This window comes from Mesorhizobium shonense (assembly GCF_040545255.1).
Classification (GTDB): domain Bacteria; phylum Pseudomonadota; class Alphaproteobacteria; order Rhizobiales; family Rhizobiaceae; genus Mesorhizobium; species Mesorhizobium shonense.
The window spans coordinates 76,652-95,076 of record NZ_JBEPLM010000012.1; the positions used below are offsets into that span (position 1 = coordinate 76,652).

General features: G+C 64.7%; 19 protein-coding genes. 11 read left to right on the forward strand and 8 right to left on the reverse strand.

What is annotated here, in order from left to right:
* Positions 1 to 6 precede the first annotated feature (6 nt).
* From argH to lysA, 3 genes are all read left to right on the forward strand, one after another.
* Positions 7 to 1,407 carry an argininosuccinate lyase gene (gene argH, locus ABID26_RS26345; protein WP_292300936.1) on the forward strand — a complete coding sequence of 467 codons (1,401 nt, stop codon included), beginning with the start codon at positions 7 to 9 and terminating at the stop codon, positions 1,405 to 1,407.
* Positions 1,408 to 1,480: 73 nt separating this feature from the next.
* Positions 1,481 to 1,687: a hypothetical protein gene (locus ABID26_RS26350; protein WP_292300938.1), complete on the forward strand. Its 207-nt coding sequence runs from the start codon at positions 1,481 to 1,483 to the stop codon at positions 1,685 to 1,687.
* 52 nt (positions 1,688 to 1,739) lie between these two features.
* Complete coding sequence (lysA, locus tag ABID26_RS26355; protein WP_292300939.1) at positions 1,740 to 3,008, forward strand: diaminopimelate decarboxylase; 1,269 nt, start codon at positions 1,740 to 1,742, stop codon at positions 3,006 to 3,008.
* A 3-nt stretch (positions 3,009 to 3,011) separates the two neighbouring features.
* Here lysA and ABID26_RS26360 read toward each other — a convergent pair whose 3' ends face one another.
* Positions 3,012 to 3,314 (reverse strand): ArsR/SmtB family transcription factor, encoded by a 303-nt coding sequence (locus ABID26_RS26360; RefSeq protein WP_292300941.1) that lies wholly within the window; start codon positions 3,312 to 3,314, stop codon positions 3,012 to 3,014.
* A gap of 50 nt (positions 3,315 to 3,364) precedes the next feature.
* Here ABID26_RS26360 and ABID26_RS26365 point away from each other — a divergent pair, with 50 nt between their 5' ends.
* Positions 3,365 to 4,306 (forward strand): threonine/serine dehydratase, encoded by a 942-nt coding sequence (locus ABID26_RS26365; RefSeq protein ID WP_292300943.1) that lies wholly within the window; start codon positions 3,365 to 3,367, stop codon positions 4,304 to 4,306.
* Between the two features lie 114 nt (positions 4,307 to 4,420).
* Entirely contained in the window at positions 4,421 to 7,009 is a 2,589-nt protein-coding gene (locus ABID26_RS26370) for a TIGR02302 family protein (RefSeq protein WP_292300945.1), read from the forward strand.
* A gap of 51 nt (positions 7,010 to 7,060) precedes the next feature.
* Here the strand turns inward: ABID26_RS26370 and ABID26_RS26375 are convergent, their stop codons facing one another.
* Positions 7,061 to 7,945 (reverse strand): LysR substrate-binding domain-containing protein, encoded by an 885-nt coding sequence (locus tag ABID26_RS26375; protein ID WP_292300947.1) that lies wholly within the window; start codon positions 7,943 to 7,945, stop codon positions 7,061 to 7,063.
* Positions 7,946 to 8,134: 189 nt separating this feature from the next.
* On the opposite strand from ABID26_RS26375, the gene ABID26_RS26380 reads away from it, so the two are divergent.
* Positions 8,135 to 9,085: a DMT family transporter gene (locus ABID26_RS26380; protein WP_292300949.1), complete on the forward strand. Its 951-nt coding sequence runs from the start codon at positions 8,135 to 8,137 to the stop codon at positions 9,083 to 9,085.
* Positions 9,086 to 9,089: 4 nt separating this feature from the next.
* Here the strand turns inward: ABID26_RS26380 and ABID26_RS26385 are convergent, their stop codons facing one another.
* The 3 genes from ABID26_RS26385 to ABID26_RS26395 form a co-directional block, all read right to left on the reverse strand.
* Positions 9,090 to 9,461 (reverse strand): response regulator, encoded by a 372-nt coding sequence (locus ABID26_RS26385; RefSeq protein WP_292300951.1) that lies wholly within the window; start codon positions 9,459 to 9,461, stop codon positions 9,090 to 9,092.
* A 75-nt stretch (positions 9,462 to 9,536) separates the two neighbouring features.
* Complete coding sequence (gene hpt / locus ABID26_RS26390) at positions 9,537 to 10,079, reverse strand: hypoxanthine phosphoribosyltransferase (RefSeq protein ID WP_059187960.1); 543 nt, start codon at positions 10,077 to 10,079, stop codon at positions 9,537 to 9,539.
* 24 nt (positions 10,080 to 10,103) lie between these two features.
* On the reverse strand, positions 10,104 to 10,745 hold the full coding sequence (locus tag ABID26_RS26395; protein WP_292300954.1) for a hypothetical protein: 642 nt from the start codon (positions 10,743 to 10,745) through the stop codon (positions 10,104 to 10,106).
* Between the two features lie 181 nt (positions 10,746 to 10,926).
* Between ABID26_RS26395 and ftsE the strand changes: the two genes are divergently transcribed.
* The 3 genes from ftsE (at position 10,927) to ABID26_RS26410 (ending at position 13,466) form a co-directional block, all read left to right on the forward strand.
* Complete coding sequence (ftsE, locus tag ABID26_RS26400; protein WP_126091697.1) at positions 10,927 to 11,586, forward strand: cell division ATP-binding protein FtsE; 660 nt, start codon at positions 10,927 to 10,929, stop codon at positions 11,584 to 11,586.
* Positions 11,579 to 12,568 carry a cell division protein FtsX gene (locus tag ABID26_RS26405; protein ID WP_292300956.1) on the forward strand — a complete coding sequence of 330 codons (990 nt, stop codon included), beginning with the start codon at positions 11,579 to 11,581 and terminating at the stop codon, positions 12,566 to 12,568. The genes ftsE and ABID26_RS26405 overlap by 8 nt, the downstream gene beginning before the upstream one ends.
* Positions 12,569 to 12,776: 208 nt before the next feature.
* Entirely contained in the window at positions 12,777 to 13,466 is a 690-nt protein-coding gene (locus tag ABID26_RS26410) for a YdcF family protein (RefSeq protein ID WP_292300958.1), read from the forward strand.
* A gap of 359 nt (positions 13,467 to 13,825) precedes the next feature.
* On the opposite strand, the gene ABID26_RS26415 is transcribed toward ABID26_RS26410, so the two are convergent.
* On the reverse strand, positions 13,826 to 14,446 hold the full coding sequence (locus ABID26_RS26415; protein ID WP_292300960.1) for a pyridoxamine 5'-phosphate oxidase family protein: 621 nt from the start codon (positions 14,444 to 14,446) through the stop codon (positions 13,826 to 13,828).
* Positions 14,447 to 14,548: 102 nt separating this feature from the next.
* Between ABID26_RS26415 and ABID26_RS26420 the strand changes: the two genes are divergently transcribed.
* Positions 14,549 to 15,451 (forward strand): LysR family transcriptional regulator, encoded by a 903-nt coding sequence (locus ABID26_RS26420; protein WP_292340851.1) that lies wholly within the window; start codon positions 14,549 to 14,551, stop codon positions 15,449 to 15,451.
* Between the two features lie 82 nt (positions 15,452 to 15,533).
* Positions 15,534 to 16,334: a lysophospholipid acyltransferase family protein gene (locus ABID26_RS26425; protein WP_126097668.1), complete on the forward strand. Its 801-nt coding sequence runs from the start codon at positions 15,534 to 15,536 to the stop codon at positions 16,332 to 16,334.
* A 102-nt stretch (positions 16,335 to 16,436) separates the two neighbouring features.
* On the opposite strand, the gene ABID26_RS26430 is transcribed toward ABID26_RS26425, so the two are convergent.
* Positions 16,437 to 17,057 carry a LysE family translocator gene (locus ABID26_RS26430; protein ID WP_126097667.1) on the reverse strand — a complete coding sequence of 207 codons (621 nt, stop codon included), beginning with the start codon at positions 17,055 to 17,057 and terminating at the stop codon, positions 16,437 to 16,439.
* A gap of 322 nt (positions 17,058 to 17,379) precedes the next feature.
* A complete protein-coding gene (locus tag ABID26_RS26435; RefSeq protein ID WP_354417011.1) occupies positions 17,380 to 18,309 on the reverse strand; it encodes an aldo/keto reductase in 930 nt (309 codons plus the stop codon).
* Between the last annotated feature and the right edge of the window lie 116 nt (positions 18,310 to 18,425).

The window sequence follows — 18,425 nt, forward strand, 5'->3', positions numbered from 1 at the left end:
ATAGCGATGAGCGACAAGAAGGCCAGCAACCAGATGTGGGGCGGACGTTTTGCCTCGGGTCCGGCCGCGATCATGGAAGCGATCAACGCGTCGATCTCCTTCGACCGCAAACTCTATGCGCAGGACATCCGCGGATCGATCGCCCACAGCGAGATGCTGGCGCAAACGGGCATTATTTCGGCGGCCGATCAAGAAAAAATCGCTCACGGGCTGAACACGATCCTGAAAGAGATCGAGGCCGGCAAATTCGAATTCTCGACCAGGCTCGAAGACATCCACATGAATGTCGAGGCGCGCCTTGCCGACCTGATCGGTACGGCCGCCGGCCGCCTGCACACCGCCCGCTCGCGCAACGACCAGGTGGCGGTCGATCTGAGACTCTGGGTCAAGGAGGAATGCCAGCGGGTCGCCCTGGCACTGAAGGACCTCATCGCCGCGTTCCTCGAACGCGCCGAGGAGCACGCCGCGACCGTGATGCCGGGCTTCACCCACATGCAGGCGGCGCAGCCGGTGACCTTCGGCCACCATTGCATGGCCTATGTCGAGATGTTCGGCCGCGATCTGTCGCGCGTCCGCGACGCCATCGAACGGATGGACGAGAGCCCGTTGGGCGCCGCCGCGCTCGCCGGCACCAGCTTCGGCATCGATCGTCACATGACGGCGAAGGCGCTCGGCTTCCGCGAGCCGATGCGCAACTCTCTCGACAGCGTTTCCGATCGCGACTTTGCGCTCGAATTCCTGTCCATCGCCGCGATCTGCGGCACGCATCTGTCACGGCTCGCCGAGGAGATCATCATCTGGTCAACGCCGCAGTTCGGCTTCGTCCGGCTGTCGGATTCCTTCTCAACCGGCTCCTCGATCATGCCGCAGAAGAAAAACCCGGACGCCGCCGAGCTGGTGCGCGGCAAGACCGGCCGCGTCAACGGCCACCTCGTCGGCCTGCTGACGGTGATGAAGGGCATGCCGCTGACCTACGGCAAGGACATGCAGGAAGACAAGGAATCGGTCTTCGACGCCGCCGAGACGCTCGACCTGATGCTGGCGGCGACCACCGGCATGGTGCGCGACATGGCCATCAATGCCGCCGCCATGAAGAAGGCCGCCGGCGCCGGTCATGCCACCGCGACCGACCTTGCCGACTGGCTGGTGCGCAACCTCGGCCTTCCCTTCCGCGAGGCCCATCATGTCACCGGCCGCGCCGTCGCTCTGGCCGAAGAGAAGAAAGTCGGCCTGGAAAAGCTCCAACTGGAGGACCTGCGCTCGATCCATTCCGGCATCACCAGCGACATCTTCTCGGTGCTCGCGGTGCAGAATTCGGTGAAGAGCCGCGTGAGCTTCGGCGGCACCGCGCCGTCGGAAGTACGGAAACAGATCCGCTACTGGAAAAAGCGCCTGGCCAAGGCGTAATGCCGGGATGCAATGCGCCGAAAACTCAGCTAAAAGCGGCGGCACAAGAAAACAGTTTCGAACGGATGGATCGATGACCCGAGGCAGGATTTTGGTGACGCTCGTGCTGCTGGCGGCGGTTGTCACCGTCACGGCCTGCGGCAGGAGGGCCGGCCTCGATACGCCCTACGAGGCTGCCGTCCAGGCGCGCAAGGACGCGGAGAAGGCGAAGCAGCCGCTGCCGCCCGAGCCGGAGAAACCGGTCAAGGACAAGAAGTTCATTCTCGACCCCTTGCTCTAGAGCCGATGAGATCGCCCGATCTCATCGTGCTCCAACTTTCGGACCATTTCCCGTGAACCATTTCGATTACCGCGACGGCGTGCTTCACGCCGAGGACGTCGCGATCCCCGACATCGCAAAGCAGGTCGGCACGCCTTTCTACTGCTATTCGACGGCGACGCTGACCAGGCATTTCCGCGTCTTCAAGCAAGCTTTTGCCGGCCTCGACGCGCTGGTCTGCTACGCCATGAAGGCCAATTCCAACCAGGCCGTGCTGAAGACGCTTGCCAGGCAAGGCGCCGGTGCCGACGTGGTGTCGGAAGGCGAATTGCGCCGCGCTTTGGCCGCCGGCATCCCGGCCGGCAGGATCCTGTTTTCGGGCGTCGGCAAGACCGCGCGCGAGATGGATTTCGCGCTCGCGGCCGGCATCCTGTGCTTCAACGTCGAATCCGAGCCTGAGCTGGAATTGCTTTCGGCGCGCGCGACCGCCCTCGGCAAGGTGGCGCCGATCTCGCTGCGCATCAATCCGGACGTCGATGCCAAGACCCACAAGAAGATCTCGACCGGCAAGGCCGAGAACAAGTTCGGCATTCCATGGCAGCGGGCGCGCCAGGTCTATGCCCGCGCGGCAGAGCTCCCCGGCATCAAGGTGACCGGCATCGACACCCATATCGGCAGCCAGATCACCGAGCTGCAGCCTTTCGACGACGCCTTCGCGCTGCTGGTTGAGTTGGTCGGCGTGCTGCGCGCCGATGGCCACGCCATCGAGCATATCGACCTCGGCGGCGGCCTCGGGATCCCGTACCGCGTCGACAACAACCCGCCGCCGCTGCCTGACGCCTATGCCGAGATCGTCCGCAAGCACGTCAACAAGCTCGGCCTGAAGGTGATGTTCGAGCCTGGCCGGCTGATCGTCGGCAATGCCGGCATCCTCGTGTCGGAAGTGATCTATGTGAAGGAAGGCGACGCCAAGAACTTCCTCGTCGTCGACGCCGCCATGAACGACCTGATCCGGCCGACGCTCTACGACGCCTTCCACGATATCAAGCCGGTGGTGCAGCCGCCGGCTGTCACGCCGCGCATGAAGGTCGATATTGTCGGCCCGGTCTGCGAGACCGGCGACTTCATCGGCCTCGACCGCGACATGCCCAGGCTGAAGGCCGGCGACCTCATCGCCGTCGCCACCGCCGGCGCCTATGGCGCGGTGCAGGCCGGCACCTACAACACCAGGCTCCTGGTGCCCGAAGTGCTGGTCGACGGCGACCGCTTCCATGTCGTACGGCAGCGCCAGACCTATGAGGAGCTGATCGGACTGGACTCGCTGCCCGATTGGCTGGAGTGACGCCTAAATCTTCTGCTGGATGAGCGCCTTGGCTTCGGCGATCCTGTCCTCGTCGCGGCGATAGAATATCCATTGCTTGGTGCGCTTGGCGCTGAGCAGGCCCGCCTGGGTCAAGACGCGCATATGTTCGCTGAGCGTCGCCTGGGTGATGCCGAGCTTTTCGGCGATCAGCAGCGCGCAGACGCCGTCCTCGACCAGATCGCCATCGGCCTGGCGCGGGAAATGCGCGCGCGGATCCTTCAGCCAATCGAGGATCTGCAGCCTGCGCTCACTGGCAATCGCCTTGAAGATTTCGACCTCTTGCATTTAGCCATTTTGCTAAGTTACTAATTGATGTCAATCCCAGGGAGCAAGGCATGTTGAACAGCAGGACGATCACGCGCGAACGCATCGCCGCCGTGGAGCCGCGCATACGCCCATACGTCCGCCACACGCCGGTGATGCGCGTCGACATGGCCGACTTCGGCCGGCCTGCCTTCCCGGTCGACCTGAAGCTCGAATGCCTGCAGCATTCCGGCTCGTTCAAGGCGCGCGGCGCCTTCACCAACCTGCTCGAGCGGCAGGTGCCGGAAGCAGGCGTCGTTGCCGCTTCCGGCGGCAATCATGGTGCCGCCGTCGCCTACGCCGCCATGAAGCTCGGGCACAAAGCGACGATCTTCGTGCCCGAGGTCAGCCCGCCGGCCAAGCTCGAACGCATCCGCGGCTATGGCGCCGAGCTGGTCGTCGGCGGCGCGCGCTACGCCGAGGCGCTGGCCGCCAGCGAGGATTTTGCCGCCAGGACCGGCGCCTTGCAGATCCATGCCTTCAACCAGGAGGAGACGCTTATCGGCCAGGGCACGCTCGGCCTCGAGATCGAGGCCGACCTGCCCGAGATCGACACACTTCTGGTCGCCGTCGGCGGCGGCGGCTTGATCGGCGGCATCGCCGCCTGGTTCGCTGGCCGCATCCGCATCGTCGCCATCGAGCCCGAAGGCGCGCCGACGCTCTACCGCGCCTTCGAGGCCGGCAAGCCGGTCGATGCGCCGGCGGAAGGCATCGCCGCCGATTCGCTGGCGCCGAAGCGCGTCGGCGAGATGATGTTCCCGATTGCGGAAGCCTTCGTCGAGCGCTCGATCCTGGTCAGCGACGACGACATCGTGGCCGCCCAGAGAGCGCTCTGGGACCGCGCGCGAATCATCGCCGAGCCCGGCGGGGCCGCTGCCTTCGCCGCGATGCTTTCCGGCCGCTACGCGCCGGCACCTGGCGAGCGCGTGGCCGTCCTGGTCTGCGGTTCCAACACAAATCCCGCGAATTTCTAACGATAATCTGGGCGAAGCTCTTCACGATTTTGGAACCCGCCTCGCCTTTGCCGTGTTTGCTGTTATTCTTTTGCTCATGAGGCTCGGGCTGTCCTGCCCGGGCAGGAAGGGCCGATGACGGAACGACCCATTTCCAGCGAACGCGGTCTGGCCGGGCGTCTGGCGCTCAGTCGGCTGGCGACGCGGGCCTCGATGATCTTCGAGCGTGGCTGGCCGTTGCTGCTGCCGCTGGCAGTGGTCGCCGGCCTGTTCCTCAGCGTCTCGTGGTTCGCCCTGTTCCAGCGTTTGCCGGATCCGGCGCGGATCGGCCTGGTGATCCTATTCTCCATCTTGGCGCTGGCGGCGCTCTATCCGCTGCGCTTCTTCCGCCTTCCTTCCACTGCCGAGGTCGACCGGCGCATCGAGGCCGCGAACGAGCTGCTGCACAGCCCCGTACAGGTGCAGACCGACAGGCCGAGCGGCGCGGAGAGCCTTTTCTCTCAGGCTCTGTGGCGCGAGCACCAGAAGCGCATGGCCGAGCGGCTCTCCAGTCTCGGCGCCGACAGGCCGCGCACAAGCGTGCCGGATTACGACCGCTGGGGCCTGCGGGCTCTGGTTGGGCTGCTGTTCGTCACCGCCTTTGCCTTCTCGTTCGGTCCTTTCGGCGGCAGGATCGGCGACGGCTTCGTCGCCAGCGCCGCGCGCGATACCGTGCCGCCGCGCATCGATGCCTGGGTGACGCCGCCCGCCTATACCGGCAAGCCGCCGCTGTTTTTGACCGCCGACGTCAAGCAGGCCGCGCAGACCTTCAGCATCCCGCAGGGCAGCGACGTCTCGCTGCGCGTCACCGGCGGCTCGGGCGAGGAAACGTTGAGCTATGCCGACACGAACGGCAATGACCGCGCCATCGAGCCGGCCGCGCCGAAGGGTGTCGCCCCAGCCGCCGCCCAGCCCGGACCCAAGGTGCGCCAGTTCTCCGGCAAGCTGAGCACCAATGGCACGCTGACGCTCAAGTCCGGCGAGGACGACCTCGGCCGCTGGGCCTTCGCCATCATTCCGGACAAGCCGCCGACGATCCGTTTCGTCGGTGAGCCGAAGCGCGCCGTCAACGGCGCCATCGAGCTCAACTACCAGATCGACGACGATTATGGCGCGGCCTCCGCCAAGGCTGCCTTCGAGCTGTCGGATCCGCCGCCGGCCAATGCGCATCCGCTCTATGGCCCGCCCGACATGCCCCTGACCCTGCCGCGTCGCGGCGGCAAGGCGAACACGGCCAAGACGACCAAGGACCTGACCGAGCATGTCTGGGCCGGCAGCACCATCAAGCTGAAGCTCATCGCCACCGACGATGCCGGCCACACCGCCACCAGCGAAACCAGGACTTTGGTGATGCCGGAGCGGCCCTTCGCCAATCCGCTGGCCCGCGCCGTGATCGAGCAGCGCCGGCTGCTGGCGCTCGACACCAACGCCAAGCCGCGCGTGCTCGATCTGATGGACGCGATCACGCTGCGCCCCGAGGATACCTTCGACAACATGTCGCATTATCTCGCGATCATGAGCGCGAGGAGCCGGCTGAAACTCTCCGGGACCGACGACCAGTTGCGCAACGAGGTGGGCTATCTGTGGGAGATCGCGCTCGGCATCGAGGAAGGCAATCTGTCGGCCGCCGAGCGGCGCTTGCGCCAGGCGCAGCAGGCGCTGCAGGACGCCATCAAGAACGGCGCCAGCGATGAAGAGCTCGAGAAGGCGATGAAGGAACTGCGCGAGGCGATGAACCAGTTCCTGCAGGAATTCGCCCAGCGCGCGCAGCAGAACCCGAACGCGCCGCAGATGCAGCAGAACGGCCGGGAACTGCGCCAGAGCGACATCAACCGGATGATGGACGAGATAGAGAACCTCGCCAAATCCGGTGACCGCGACCGGGCCCAGCAGCTCCTGTCGGAGCTGCAGGACATGATGAACAACCTGCAGGCCGGCCGCCAGCAGCAGGGCGGCGAGCAGGACAGCGAGATGCGCCAGCAGATGGACAAGCTGGGCGAGATCATGCGCCGCCAGCAGGAGATGATGAACGACACCTTCCGCCTCGACCAGATGCAGCGTGGCCAGCGCGGCCAGAACGGCGACCAGCAGATGGGTGAGGATGGCGAGCAGGGCCAGTCGCAGGAAGGGCAGAAGCCAGGCCCCGGCGACGACCGCGACCCGCTTGGCCGGCAGAAGCCGATGACGCAGCAGGAATTCTCCGACGCGCTGAAGCAGCTGCAGGAGGGCCAGGGCCAGTTGCAGAGCGAGCTCGACAAGCTGAAGAAGGGCCTCGAAGGCATGGGCATGCAGCCGAATGAGGGCTTCGGCGAGGCCGGCAAATCCATGGGCGATGCCGAGCATGCGCTTGGCGAAGGCGAAGGCGACCAGGCGGTCGGCCATCAGGGCCGGGCGCTGGAGGCCCTGCGCCGCGGCGCCAAGGACATGATGAAGCAGATGCAGGCCATGCAAGGCGACCAGGGCGGCAGCGAGCAGGGCGGGCGTCAGCAGGATGCCGACCGCGATCCGCTCGGCCGGCCGCGCGCCACCAAGGGTCCCGACGACGGCAATTCGGTCAAGGTGCCGGACGAGATCGATGTGCAGCGCGCCCGCCAGATCCTCGAAGCGATCCGCAAGCGGCTCGGCAACGCGCTGAGCCCGGACATCGAGCGCAGCTACCTCGAACGGCTGCTCGAGCTGAAGTAGCCGTCAGGCCACTTTGTCGAAGTTCCGGGCGAGCCGGGCGGTTTCAGTCAATCAAAGATCGGCTGTCGCTTGCGCCTGCCTGGTCAGCATGAAAGCCTCGCGGATCGCGTCCTCCATGCCGTCGATCGCTTCGCCGGCCGCCTGCGGATTGCGGTGCAGCACCACATTGGAGGAATCGATGTCTCCGAAGCCGTCGGCCGCCGTCAGCTCGCGGCAATCCGGCGGGATGTTGCTGCGCGAGATCGGCGCGATCGCGAGACCGGAAGTGACCGCCAGCGCCAGGCCGCCATTGGTGTCGCTGGTATAGGCAACGCGGTAATCGAGGTCGCGTTGCTGCAGCGACTTGATCGCGAAGTCGCGGCACCAGCCGTCGCGGCTGTAGAGCGCGATCGGCACCGGCCGCTCCTCATGCATGTGGTGCAGCGTCGATGTCACCCACACCGTCGGATCGTGCATCAGCACCTCGCCGCCGGAAAAGCCTTCCCACTCGAACACCACGGCGAGGTCGAGCTCCCCCGCCGCCAGCGCCCTCACCTGCGAGGCCGAGTGGGCATAGCGCACCGTAACCTCCACGCGCGGGTGGCGTTTGGCGAATTCGCCGAGCGCCCGCGACAAGATCGAACGGCCGTATTCGGCAGGGATCCCGATGCGCACCAGCCCGCCGAGCGGTGGCGCCACCAGCGAAGCCGCCGTCTCGTCGAGCAGCGACACGATCCGGCGGGCGTTGCCGATGAGTTCGCCGCCGCGCCGTGTCAACGCCACCCCGCGCGAGCCGCGCTCGAACAGGCTGTCGCCGACCATGTCCTCCAGCTTCTTCATCTGCATGGATACCGCCGACTGGGTGCGTCCGGCCCTTTCGGCGGCCTTGGTGAAATTGCCCGTCTCGGCCACCGCCACGAAGGTGCGCAGGAGGTCGCTGTCGAGGGTGGGCTTCATCGAAGTCGCCATAAGAAATTTTGATTGCTGGTATCATTCCAATTCGTTTGCAACATGTCAAACGCCGCAGGATAGTTGCTCTACCCATTGGATATGCGGCCGCGAGATTCGGCCGCGGACCAATTCGAAGAGTCCTCACTCGTGCCCGCTGCCCGAAACGGTGGCGGGCTCTTTTTCGCTGGATCGACCATGCAGAACCGGACGGCGCTTGGCATTCTGAGCCTCTGCCTGGGTGTTCTCGTTTTTTCGTTGCAGGACCCGCTGGTGAAGGCGGTTTCAGGCGGCTATCCGGTGACGGAAGTGATAGCGATCCGCGCCATCGTCGCGTTGCCGATCCTTATCGTTATCGTCCAGGCCGACGTCGGTCTGAAGGCTTTGTTGTCGAAGCGAGCAGGCATGCTGACGCTGCGCGCCTTCATCCAATTCAGCTCCTACACCGTCTACTATTTGGCGATCGCCGCCCTATCGCTGGCCGACGCCATAGCGCTTTATTTCATGGCGCCACTCTTCATCATGGCGCTTGCCGGGCCTTATCTCGGTGAGCACGTCTCCTGGCGGACGCTGACGACGGTGCTGATCGGCCTGGTCGGGGTGGTCGTGATGCTGCGTCCGGGCGCCGGATTGTTCGACTGGGCAGCACTCCTGTCGCTCGGCTCGGCGTTTCTTTACGGCTTCTCGCAGCTGATGGCGCGCCGGATCGGCGACACCGAATCCTCCACCGTCATGGCCTTCTACCAGAACGGTGCCTATCTCACCGGCGCTGTGGCGGTCGCCACGATATTTCATCTTGCCGGCATCACCCACGCGGGCCATCCGAGCCTCGACTTCCTGGTGCGGCCATGGGTGTGGCCGGCGCTGCCGGACTTCCTGAAGATGGCCGCCTGCGGCTTCGTCGCTTCCGCCGGCATGATTTTGCTGTCGCAGGCCTACCGGATGGCGCCCGCGAACCGCGTCGCCACCTTCGAATATACCGGCATCCTTTGGTCGCCGCTCTGGGGTTTCCTGTTTTTCGCCGAGGTGCCGCGCGAAACGACGGTGCTGGGCGCGGCGCTCATTATCGGCGCCGGCCTGGTTGCGCTCAACGGTGAACGCCGGCGCAGTGCGGCACCGACGGTCGCCGCGACCGGCGATGCTGTCTAAACGGTCAAGCGAAGCAGCTAAGCGCCCGACCGACGCGGGCGCGGATTTCGGCCAGCGTGAACGGCTTCTGCACGACGTCGAGGATGATGCCGTTCAGTTCCTCGGCGCGCTCGCGCTGGTCGGCATAGCCGGTCATCAGCATGATCTTCATCGCCGGGAACTGTTTTGCTGCCGCCGTCGCCATCTCGATGCCATCCATCTCCGGCATGCGGATGTCGGACACCACGAGATCGTAGCCGCCATGCGCCTGCCGGATCAGCGCCAGGCCCTGCGCGCCGTCGGCGGCAATGGCTACGTTGTGCCCATCGCGCTCCAGCGCGCGGGCGGCGAGGGTACGGACGGACTCATCGTCCTCGACGATCAGAAGTTTTGCCATGCCGAAATACATGGCTGGGAAACGTTGACTTTTTCTGAAAATTCGAAAGGTCGGCGAAACGTTGTCAGCGCCGCCCTACGCATCGCCCTTCACGACGCCGACAAACGGCAACTCGCGAAAAGCATGCGCGACATCCATGCCGTAGCCGACGACGAAATAGTCGGGACAGTCGAAGCCGACATAATCGGCGTTGAGCGTGGTCTGGCGCCGCATGCGCTTGTCGAGCAGCACCGCGATGGCGCAACTCCTGGCGCCGCGCGACAGCATGAGGTCGCGGGTGAAGGAAAGCGTCTTGCCGGATTCCAGTATGTCGTCGATCAGCAGCACGTCGCGGCCGGCAACCTCATTGTCGATGTCGCGCAGCACCTTGACCTCGCCGCTGGTGGTACCGGCGCCATAGCTGGAGATGAAGATGAATTCCACCTCGGGCGACAGGCCGACATCGTGCATGGCGCGGATCAGATCGGCGGCGAAGACGAACGAGCCCTTCAGGATCGAAATCACCAGAAGGTCGTGGTAGTCGCGCCCGGCGATCTCCTTGGCGAGCTCGAGATTGCGGCGGGCGATCGCCGACGCCGAAAACAGGACCTCGATGTCCTTGCCGCGCACAACTGGCATCGATTGCCTTTCTTGAGAGATCGCCTAGCCGGCGAAGATTACAGAGACGGTTTTTACACCGTTTCTAGGCACATCGAGCCGGCTGGAAAAGCCGAATCTTTCGCCGGGTGCCAGCGGGCGGTTGGATGTCCCCAGCCTGTAGCGGATGACGTTGCTGGCTTTGTCTGTGACGCGTATCTCGATTGGCGGCAGCGACTCCGATCTTGCGCCGTCATTGGCGGCCTCGCCGTCGACGAAAAGAACGGGCTTCAATCCCGAGGCATCGATTCGCGACGTCACGCCGGAAATGCTGAGCGCGCTTGCCGGCTGCGCAGCCGCCCAGAAAGGGCTCTGACGCACCAGCGCGTGCCCGCCCGAGACCCAGAAAGCGACGAGCGCCGCGCCCACTCCGGCGGTCCAGAAGACCGGACCGCCGCGCGAAGCCGGGCGCGCGGGCGCGGCCTCCGGTTTGCGCAGCATGCCCATGCCTTCGATGGAGGGCGTCGAGGGCGTTGGCGGCGGCGGCGCGATCGGTTCCGGACGAGTTGCGAAACGCGGCAGCACCACATAGTCGGCGTCGACGATGTCGGGCGGGACATCGAGCACGACGCGCTCCGGCGCGGCATTCGCCGCCCGGCCGGTCATGATTTCGCCGGAAACAGGGCGCGCGGTTCTATCCTCAGCCATTACGGCCCCAGTGCAATCTTCGTTTGTTTTGGGTAAACGCAAATGGTTAACGCTTCCCCACCGGAACCGCTGTGAAACGTCGAAAACGAGCCGAAATTAACCGACCATTAACCATGCCGGCCGATGGTCTTGGCACAGAACAGGCTGGCAGAACGCCGCCCAAGGTTTCAGGTCGCCGAACGTGATCCGCTTCGAAAATGTCGGCCTCCGCTATGGCATGGGTCCGGAGATCCTCCGCGACATCTCCTTGCACATTCCGGAGCGCTCCTTTCAGTTCCTGAGCGGCCCCTCCGGCGCAGGCAAGACCACCTTGCTGCGGCTGCTCTTCATGTCGCTGAAGCCGACGCGTGGGCTGATCACCATTTTCGGCAAGGACCGCTCGCGCATCTCGCGCGGCGAGCTGCCGCTATTGCGTCGCCGTATCGGCGTGGTGTTCCAGGATTTCCGCCTGCTCGACCACATGACTACCTATGAGAACGTCGCGCTGCCTTTGCGCGTGCGCGGGCGCGAGGAGGCAGGCTACCGCACCGACGTCACCGAGCTCCTGAAATGGGTCGGCCTCGGCGACCGCATGCACGTGCTGCCGCCGGTGCTGTCCGGCGGCGAGAAGCAGCGCGCCGCGATCGCACGCGCGCTGATCGAGCAGCCGGAGATCCTGCTTGCCGACGAGCCTACCGGCAATGTCGATCCGCCGCTGGCGCGCCGGCTGCTGAGGCTATTCATCGAGCTCAATCGACTAGGCACCGCCGTGGTGATCGCCACCCACGATCTCGGCCTGATGGAGCAGGTCGATGCGCGCCGCATGATTCTCGCCGGCGGAAGGCTGGACGTCTATGACTGACCTTCCGGCCGATCACATGCATGACGAGGCCGTCGAGACGACGGCGACGGTGCGGCGCGTTCAGCGCAAGATGGCGCCGATCGTGCCGGCGCAGAACATCGCCGGCCGGGCACTGGTGCTGGTCATCGCCATCATGACCTTCCTGTCCTGCCTGACCTTCGGCGCCGTGACGCTGGTGCGCGACACCGCTTCGGTGTGGGAGAACCAGATCTCGCGCGAGGCGACGATCCAGATCAAGCCGGTCGAGGGCCTCGACATGGAAGCAGCCCTCGCGCAGGCCTCGCAGATCGCCAGCGAGTTTCCCGGCGTGAAGGGCACGAAGATCGTCGACCGCGAGGCGACGGCGCGCCTCTTGGAGCCGTGGCTGGGCACCGGCCTCAACATCGACGAACTGCCGGTGCCGCGCCTCATCGTCGTCACCATCGACGAGGCCAGTCCGCCCGACTTCGCCGCCATGCGCGCCGCGATCACGCCCAAGCTGCCGAGCGCTGCGCTCGACGATCACCGCACCTGGGTCGACCGGCTGGTCGCAATGGCGCATACAACGGTGACGATCGGCTTTGCCGTTCTGGCGCTGATATTGTCGGCGACGGTGCTGACGGTGGTGTTCGCCACGCGCGGCGCCATGGCGGGCAACGGCCACATCATCGAAGTGCTGCATTTCGTCGGCGCCGAAGCCCGCTTCATCGCGCGCGAATTCCGCTGGCATTTCCTGGTCACCGGCATGAAGGGTGCCGCCGCCGGCGGCGCGGCGGCCATTTTGGTCTTCATCGTCTTTTCCTGGTGGTCGTCGCGCAACATGGCGACGCCTGAGGCCGACCAGGCGACCGCGCTGTTCGGCAATTTCGCCATCGGCTCCACCGGCTATCTCGGCGTCGGCCTGATGGTGCTGGTGATCGGCGCGCTGACGGCGGCGACCTCGCATGCCACGGTCGTTGCCTATCTCAGCGATATCGACATCCGCCAGCCGGATGCGGGCTGATCATGACGCGATCGCCGTGGGACGAAATGAACACCGGTCTGAAACCGTTATGTTCGGGAAGGAAAACGATCACAGAGTGGGAGCTGCCGTAACGCAATGTGCGCCGCCTTATCTATCAAAGGCCGCATTTCAGAGTTAACCATAGGATGTTTTCAGGATTAACCTGGGGATGATGGACGCGCGGGATTCGATCGGAACGGCTGGACGGATGCCAGCAGCGCTTGCGCGCGGCGCGGTGCCTGCAAGGTCCGGGCGTCTGAGATTTGCGCTTCGTATCTGCTCCTTCTTCGTGCTTGCCCTGCTGGCGCTTTTCGCCGGCGGCTTCGGATGGTTCGCCGACAAAGTCAGCAGCATGACGACGCCGGCCAATCCGGCCAAGGCCGATGCCATCATCGTGCTCACCGGCGGCCAGTCGCGGCTCGACGCCGCCATGGATCTGCTGGCGTCGGGCAAAGGCGAGCGGTTGCTGATCAGCGGCGTTCACCCCTCGGCCAGCCGCCGCCAGCTGCAAGTGGCGATGGGCGGCGACAAGCAGCTGTTCTCCTGCTGCGTCGACATCGACCGCGCCGCGCTCGACACGATCGGCAATGCCGAGGAGAGCGCCAAATGGGTGGAAAGCCACGCCTATGGCAGCATCATCCTGGTCACCAACAATTATCACATGCCGCGCAGCCTGCTCGAGATGGGCCGGCTGCTGCATGGCGCGCGGCTCGAACCCTATCCGGTGGTCAACACCAAACTCGGCAACGGCAGCTGGCTGACCAAGCCTGAAGCGCTGCGCGTTCTGCTCACCGAATACAGCAAATACGTGCTGGCGCTGGCGCGCGGCGTCGTTCCGCTTCGCCCGACCGCCGAGGGCGTCACCATCGCCGAAGCTTCCACAGTCAGGAAGAACTAGTTTCTCCCGGCACAGAAATTTTAGCGAATCGGATAGCGCTTGCATTGGCAGATCGCATGCCTTGGCGATTGGCCGAAAACGCCCCTCGCTTCGTCATCCTATGGCGGAGCAAGGAGCGAAGCGACGCGGCGCAGACCATAGGATCCATGCCGTGGCTTCGACGTGCCGCTGCGGTGCAGAATTCTGCTCCGCTGCGTTCTTCGGCTAAGGTCACGGCATGGATCCTTGGGTCTTCGCTCCGCTTCGCGTCGCTACGCCCTGGGATGACGACGTTGGGAAAGCCTCGCCTAATCACGAACGTTTGCGATGATTCACCGAAACGAGCATCTGCAACCTTTCAAAATCCCTGTGTCGAAGAACTAGGCTTCATTCCCCGCGCTGTCGCGCAGGCCTGCGACCTCCCGTTCCAGATCGGCGATGCGCCGGTCGCGTTCGGCAAGCGCCGCGGCCACGTCTGCTGCTTCAAAACGCTGCGGAATGTGCTGCGGGCAATTGGCATCCCAGGCCGTGATGGTGAACAGGATCGACTGCTCCGGCCGCGCCTTGTAGTTTGCCGGCATCAGCCTTGCCGTCAGCGCCGCATCGTCTTCGACCACCCGTGCCCTGCCCCAGATCTTGATGCGCTGCCGAAGCATGTAGTCGATCAGGAACAGGAAGGCTTGGGCGTTGTCTTGAAGATTGCCCTGGGTGATGAACTGCCGGTTGCCTGAGAAATCCGCAAAGCCGATCGTCTGCTCGTCGAGCACCTTTAGGAAGCCGGCCGGGCCTCCACGGTGCTGGATATAGGGCTGACCCCCAGCATTGGCCGTCGCCAGAAACACGCTGGTCTGCGCCTCGATGAATGCGGCAAGATCGGGCGTGATCGTTGCCTGCCAGCCGCCCCGCTCCTCGACCCGCCCATAGGTTCCGCGCGAACCTTTGCGGGACTGGATGGCCTTGACCGTAGGCGTGAAGGCGACATCGCTGGTGAAGGCATTCATGGCGGCGCTCCTCAAACCAAGTAGCAGGACATTTAGTCCCTTCCGAAATCCGGAGGTAGAAGGCATATTCGTAATCTGTCCTTCCATTTTCCGGAAGAATGAATGGATCGCCTCGACGCCATGTCCCTGTTCGTCGCTACGGTGGAGGCCGGCAGCCTCTCCGCCGCCGCGCGGCGCGCCGGCATGCCGCTGGCGACCGTCAGCCGCAAGCTCTCCGAGCTGGAAAAGCATTTGAAGACGCGCCTGCTCAACCGCTCGACGCGTCGCCTCACACTGACCGATGCCGGCCAATCCTACCTGGCCGCCTGCCGCCGCATCTTGGATGAGGTGAGCGAAGCCGAGCGCGCCGCCGCCGGCGAATATTTGAGCCCGACCGGCGAGCTGGCCGTCACTGCGCCGGTCGTCTTCGGCCGCCTGCACGTGCTGCCCGTGGTCACCGCCTTCCTCGCCGCCTATCCCGACGTCGACATCCGCCTGACGCTGTCCGACCGGATCACCCAACTGGTCGAGGAGCATATCGATCTCGCCGTGCGCATCGGCGAGCTTCCAGATTCGGCCATGGTCGCAACGCGCGTCGGCGCGATCCGCCGCATCGTCTGCGCAAGCCCGGCCTATCTCGCCGAGCACGGCGTGCCGCTTGAACCGCGCGACCTCGTCGGCCAAGACTGCATAACCTTCGAAGGGCTTGCCGCTCTTGCGACATGGAGCTTCGGCACGGGCAAGAGCGAGACCGCGGTTTCGGTACGCTCGCGGCTGCAGGTCAACACCGCCGAGGCGGCAATCGATGCGGCGATCGCCGGTCTCGGCCTGACCAAGGTGCTCTCCTATCAGGCGGACGCCGCCGTGCGCGCCAGCGCGCTTCGCGTGGTGCTCGAGCCGTTCGAGCCGCCGCCCTGGCCGGTCAGCCTTGTGCATGCCGGCCAGGGCCTGCTGCCGGTGAAGCTGCGCGCTTTCCTCGATTTCGCCGCGCCGCGCCTGAGGGAGAGGCTGGCGCGGTCATTGTGACGGGGTTCGCTCGCCACGCCGTTTCCTTTTTGGCCGCGCTTGGTGTAACCAACGCACACTTTCACACCGGGCTCCTTCCCGCATGCTTTATATCCGCTCGCTGGCGTTCAACCTTGCCTTCTATCTCAGCCTGGTCGTCCAGATGATCTTCTGGACGCCCTTCTATTTCCTGTCGCCACGCCATCGCGCCTGGTTCGTGCCGAAATTCTGGTCGCGCACCTCGATGTGGCTCTACGACAAGATCGCCGGCACCAGGAGCGAGATCACGGGCGCCGAGAACCTGCCTGAAGGGTCCTTCATCCTGGCTCCCAAGCATCAGTCCTTCTGGGATGCGATCGCCTTTTTTCCTTATCTCGACGACGCCTTGTATATCCTGAAGCGGGAGCTGACCTGGATCCCCTTCTTCGGCTGGTACATCATGAAGATGCGCATGATCCCGGTCGACCGCGGCAGCCGCTCGAAGGCGTTGAAGGCGGTCGTTGCCGCGACCAGGCAAGAGATGGCGCGCAATCCCCGCCAGCTCATCATCTATCCCGAGGGCACACGCCGCCCGCCGGGCGCCGAGCCGTCCTACAAATACGGCATCGTCGAGCTCTACACCCAGCTTGGCGTTCCCGTGGTGCCGGTCGCCCATGTCGCCGGCCTCTACTGGCCGCGCCGCAAGTTCATGCGTTATCCCGGCACCATCAAGGCCCGCTTCCTGCCGCCGATTCCGCCCGGGCTCGACAAGGAGGAATTCATGCAGCGGCTGATCGGCGAGACCGAAGCCGCCTGCGATCAGCTTTTGATCGAAGCCTCGCGCGCGCCGAACCCGCCGCCCATGCCGCCGACGGCGGTGAAGCGGCTAGCGGAGCTTGGCGCGGCGGCACAGGCTAAAGCATGATCCCGAAAAGTGGGAACCGGTTTTCGGAGAAAGATCATGCTCCGCAAAGAGTTAGATCGGGATGGCGATTCAGCGAAACGCCATCACGATCTAAGGCCTGACTCACGGCAGCGCCGCCAAGGCGGTGGTCAGCACCAGCGTCGCCGCGAAAACCAGGTTGATGACCCGCGACGCCGACGGATTGCGCAGCAGCCCTGCGAAGACCGTTCCGGCGACAAGCCAGAGCACATGGATGGCGACGATCATCGCGGCGAGCACCAGCAGCTTGCTCGAAAGCCCCAGCTCATCGACCTTTGACGAAGCGCCGGCAAACACGGCGCCGATCGCCACATAGGCCTTCGGATTGGCGACGGCGAGCATGAAGCCGCCAAGGAAGGTGGGATGTGCCGCGTCGTTTCCGCCTTCGGTCAACGGCCGCGCCGTCGCGATCCTGAAGGCGAGATAGAGGATATAGGCGGCCGAAGCGATCGTCAGCATGGGCGCCAGTCCCGGCATCGAAGTGAGCACGCTGACAATGCCGGCGGCCACCACCAGAAGCACGGCGATCGTTCCAAGCACGACGCCGCAAGTGTAGCGCAGCGAGGGCCGCAGGCCGAAGGCTGCGCCGACGGCCGTGACGCTGATCGTCGCCGGACCCGGACTGCCCATCACCACGGTGGCCGCCAACACCAGCGCCAGCAATTGCTGCCAGGGCTGCGCTCCAGACAGAACTCCTCCGGCCATGCCGAACCTCAATTCCCGCCGCGATACGGCAAGGAATTATCGCGGGGCTCCCGCATGGTCTTGGACGATCGTGCGGACTGCACCAAGGTATGTTGAGATTCAGGTCAGGCCGAGCCGGAGTCGAAGACGGGCGCGAAGCGACCAAAATGGCGGCATCCGAGAACCGGAGCGGAGCGTACTTAAAGTACGTGAGCACCGGCCCACGCCGGCCGTAGCCTTAACTGCCACACCACTCTCAAGTCATGGATGCTTCGGCCGGCGAAGGCCGGAAGCGCAGGAGGCCGCCATTTGCAGACCGGCATCACCTGAATATCAACACGCCTTAGGCGCTGGCCCGGTCGAGCGCTCCGATATCGTCCGCGGAAAGTTTCAGCGATGCAGCACGGATCAAGCTGTCCATCTGGGCGGGCGTCGTGGCGCTGGCAATTGGTGCGGTGACGCCCGGTCGCGCTATGATCCAGGCCAGCGCCACTTCCGCCTGCTTGGCCGAATGGCGCCCGGCGGCGGCATCGAGCGCGGAGAGAATGCGCATGCCGCGCTCGTTGAGATACTCGGCCACATCTTCACCGCGCTCGCTCTGACCGAGATCGGCCTTGGAGCGGTATTTGCCGCTCAGGAACCCCTTGGCGAGGCTGAAATAGGTGATGACGCCGAGACCCTCCGCCTTGCAGAGATCGAGCAGCGGGCCATCCAGCGAAGACCGGTCGTACAAATTGTATTCGGGCTGCAGAACTTCATAACGCGGCAGGCTCCGCAGGCTGGCGACGTCGAGGGCCGCGCGGAATTGCCCGGCATCGAGATTGGAACAGCCCGGATAGCGGATCTTGCCCTTCTCGAGCAGGCGCTGATAGGCGCCGAGCGTTTCCTCGTAAGGCGTGGCCGGGTCCGGCCAATGCGACAGATAGAGGTCGATGACGTCGGTTTGCAGCCGTTTGAGCGACGCATCGACGGCTTTCTCGATGTAGGCCGCGGACAGATCCCGCCTGCCCTGGCCCATGTCGGAGCCGACCTTGGTGATGACGACTATTTTGTCGCGGTTGCCGCGGCTCTTCATCCAGTTGCCGATGATGGTCTCGGATTCGCCGCCCTTGTTGCCCGGGACCCACGTGTCGACGGCATTGAAGCCGGCCTCGGCAAAGCGGTCGAGCAGGTCGAAGGAAGTCTTCTCGTCGGCGGTCCAGCCGAAGACGTTGCCGCCCAGAACCAGCGGCGCGATGGAAAGGTCGGTGCGACCGAGACGGCGTTTCTGCAAGATTGATCTCCGATGCTGGGATGGGGCCTCGACGCCGCCCAAGGATGGATTGCCGAGATGGATTGCGGTTAAGCTAGGTCTTGTCCCGCCGAGGTCAAAGGCATGGTTTTGCTTTT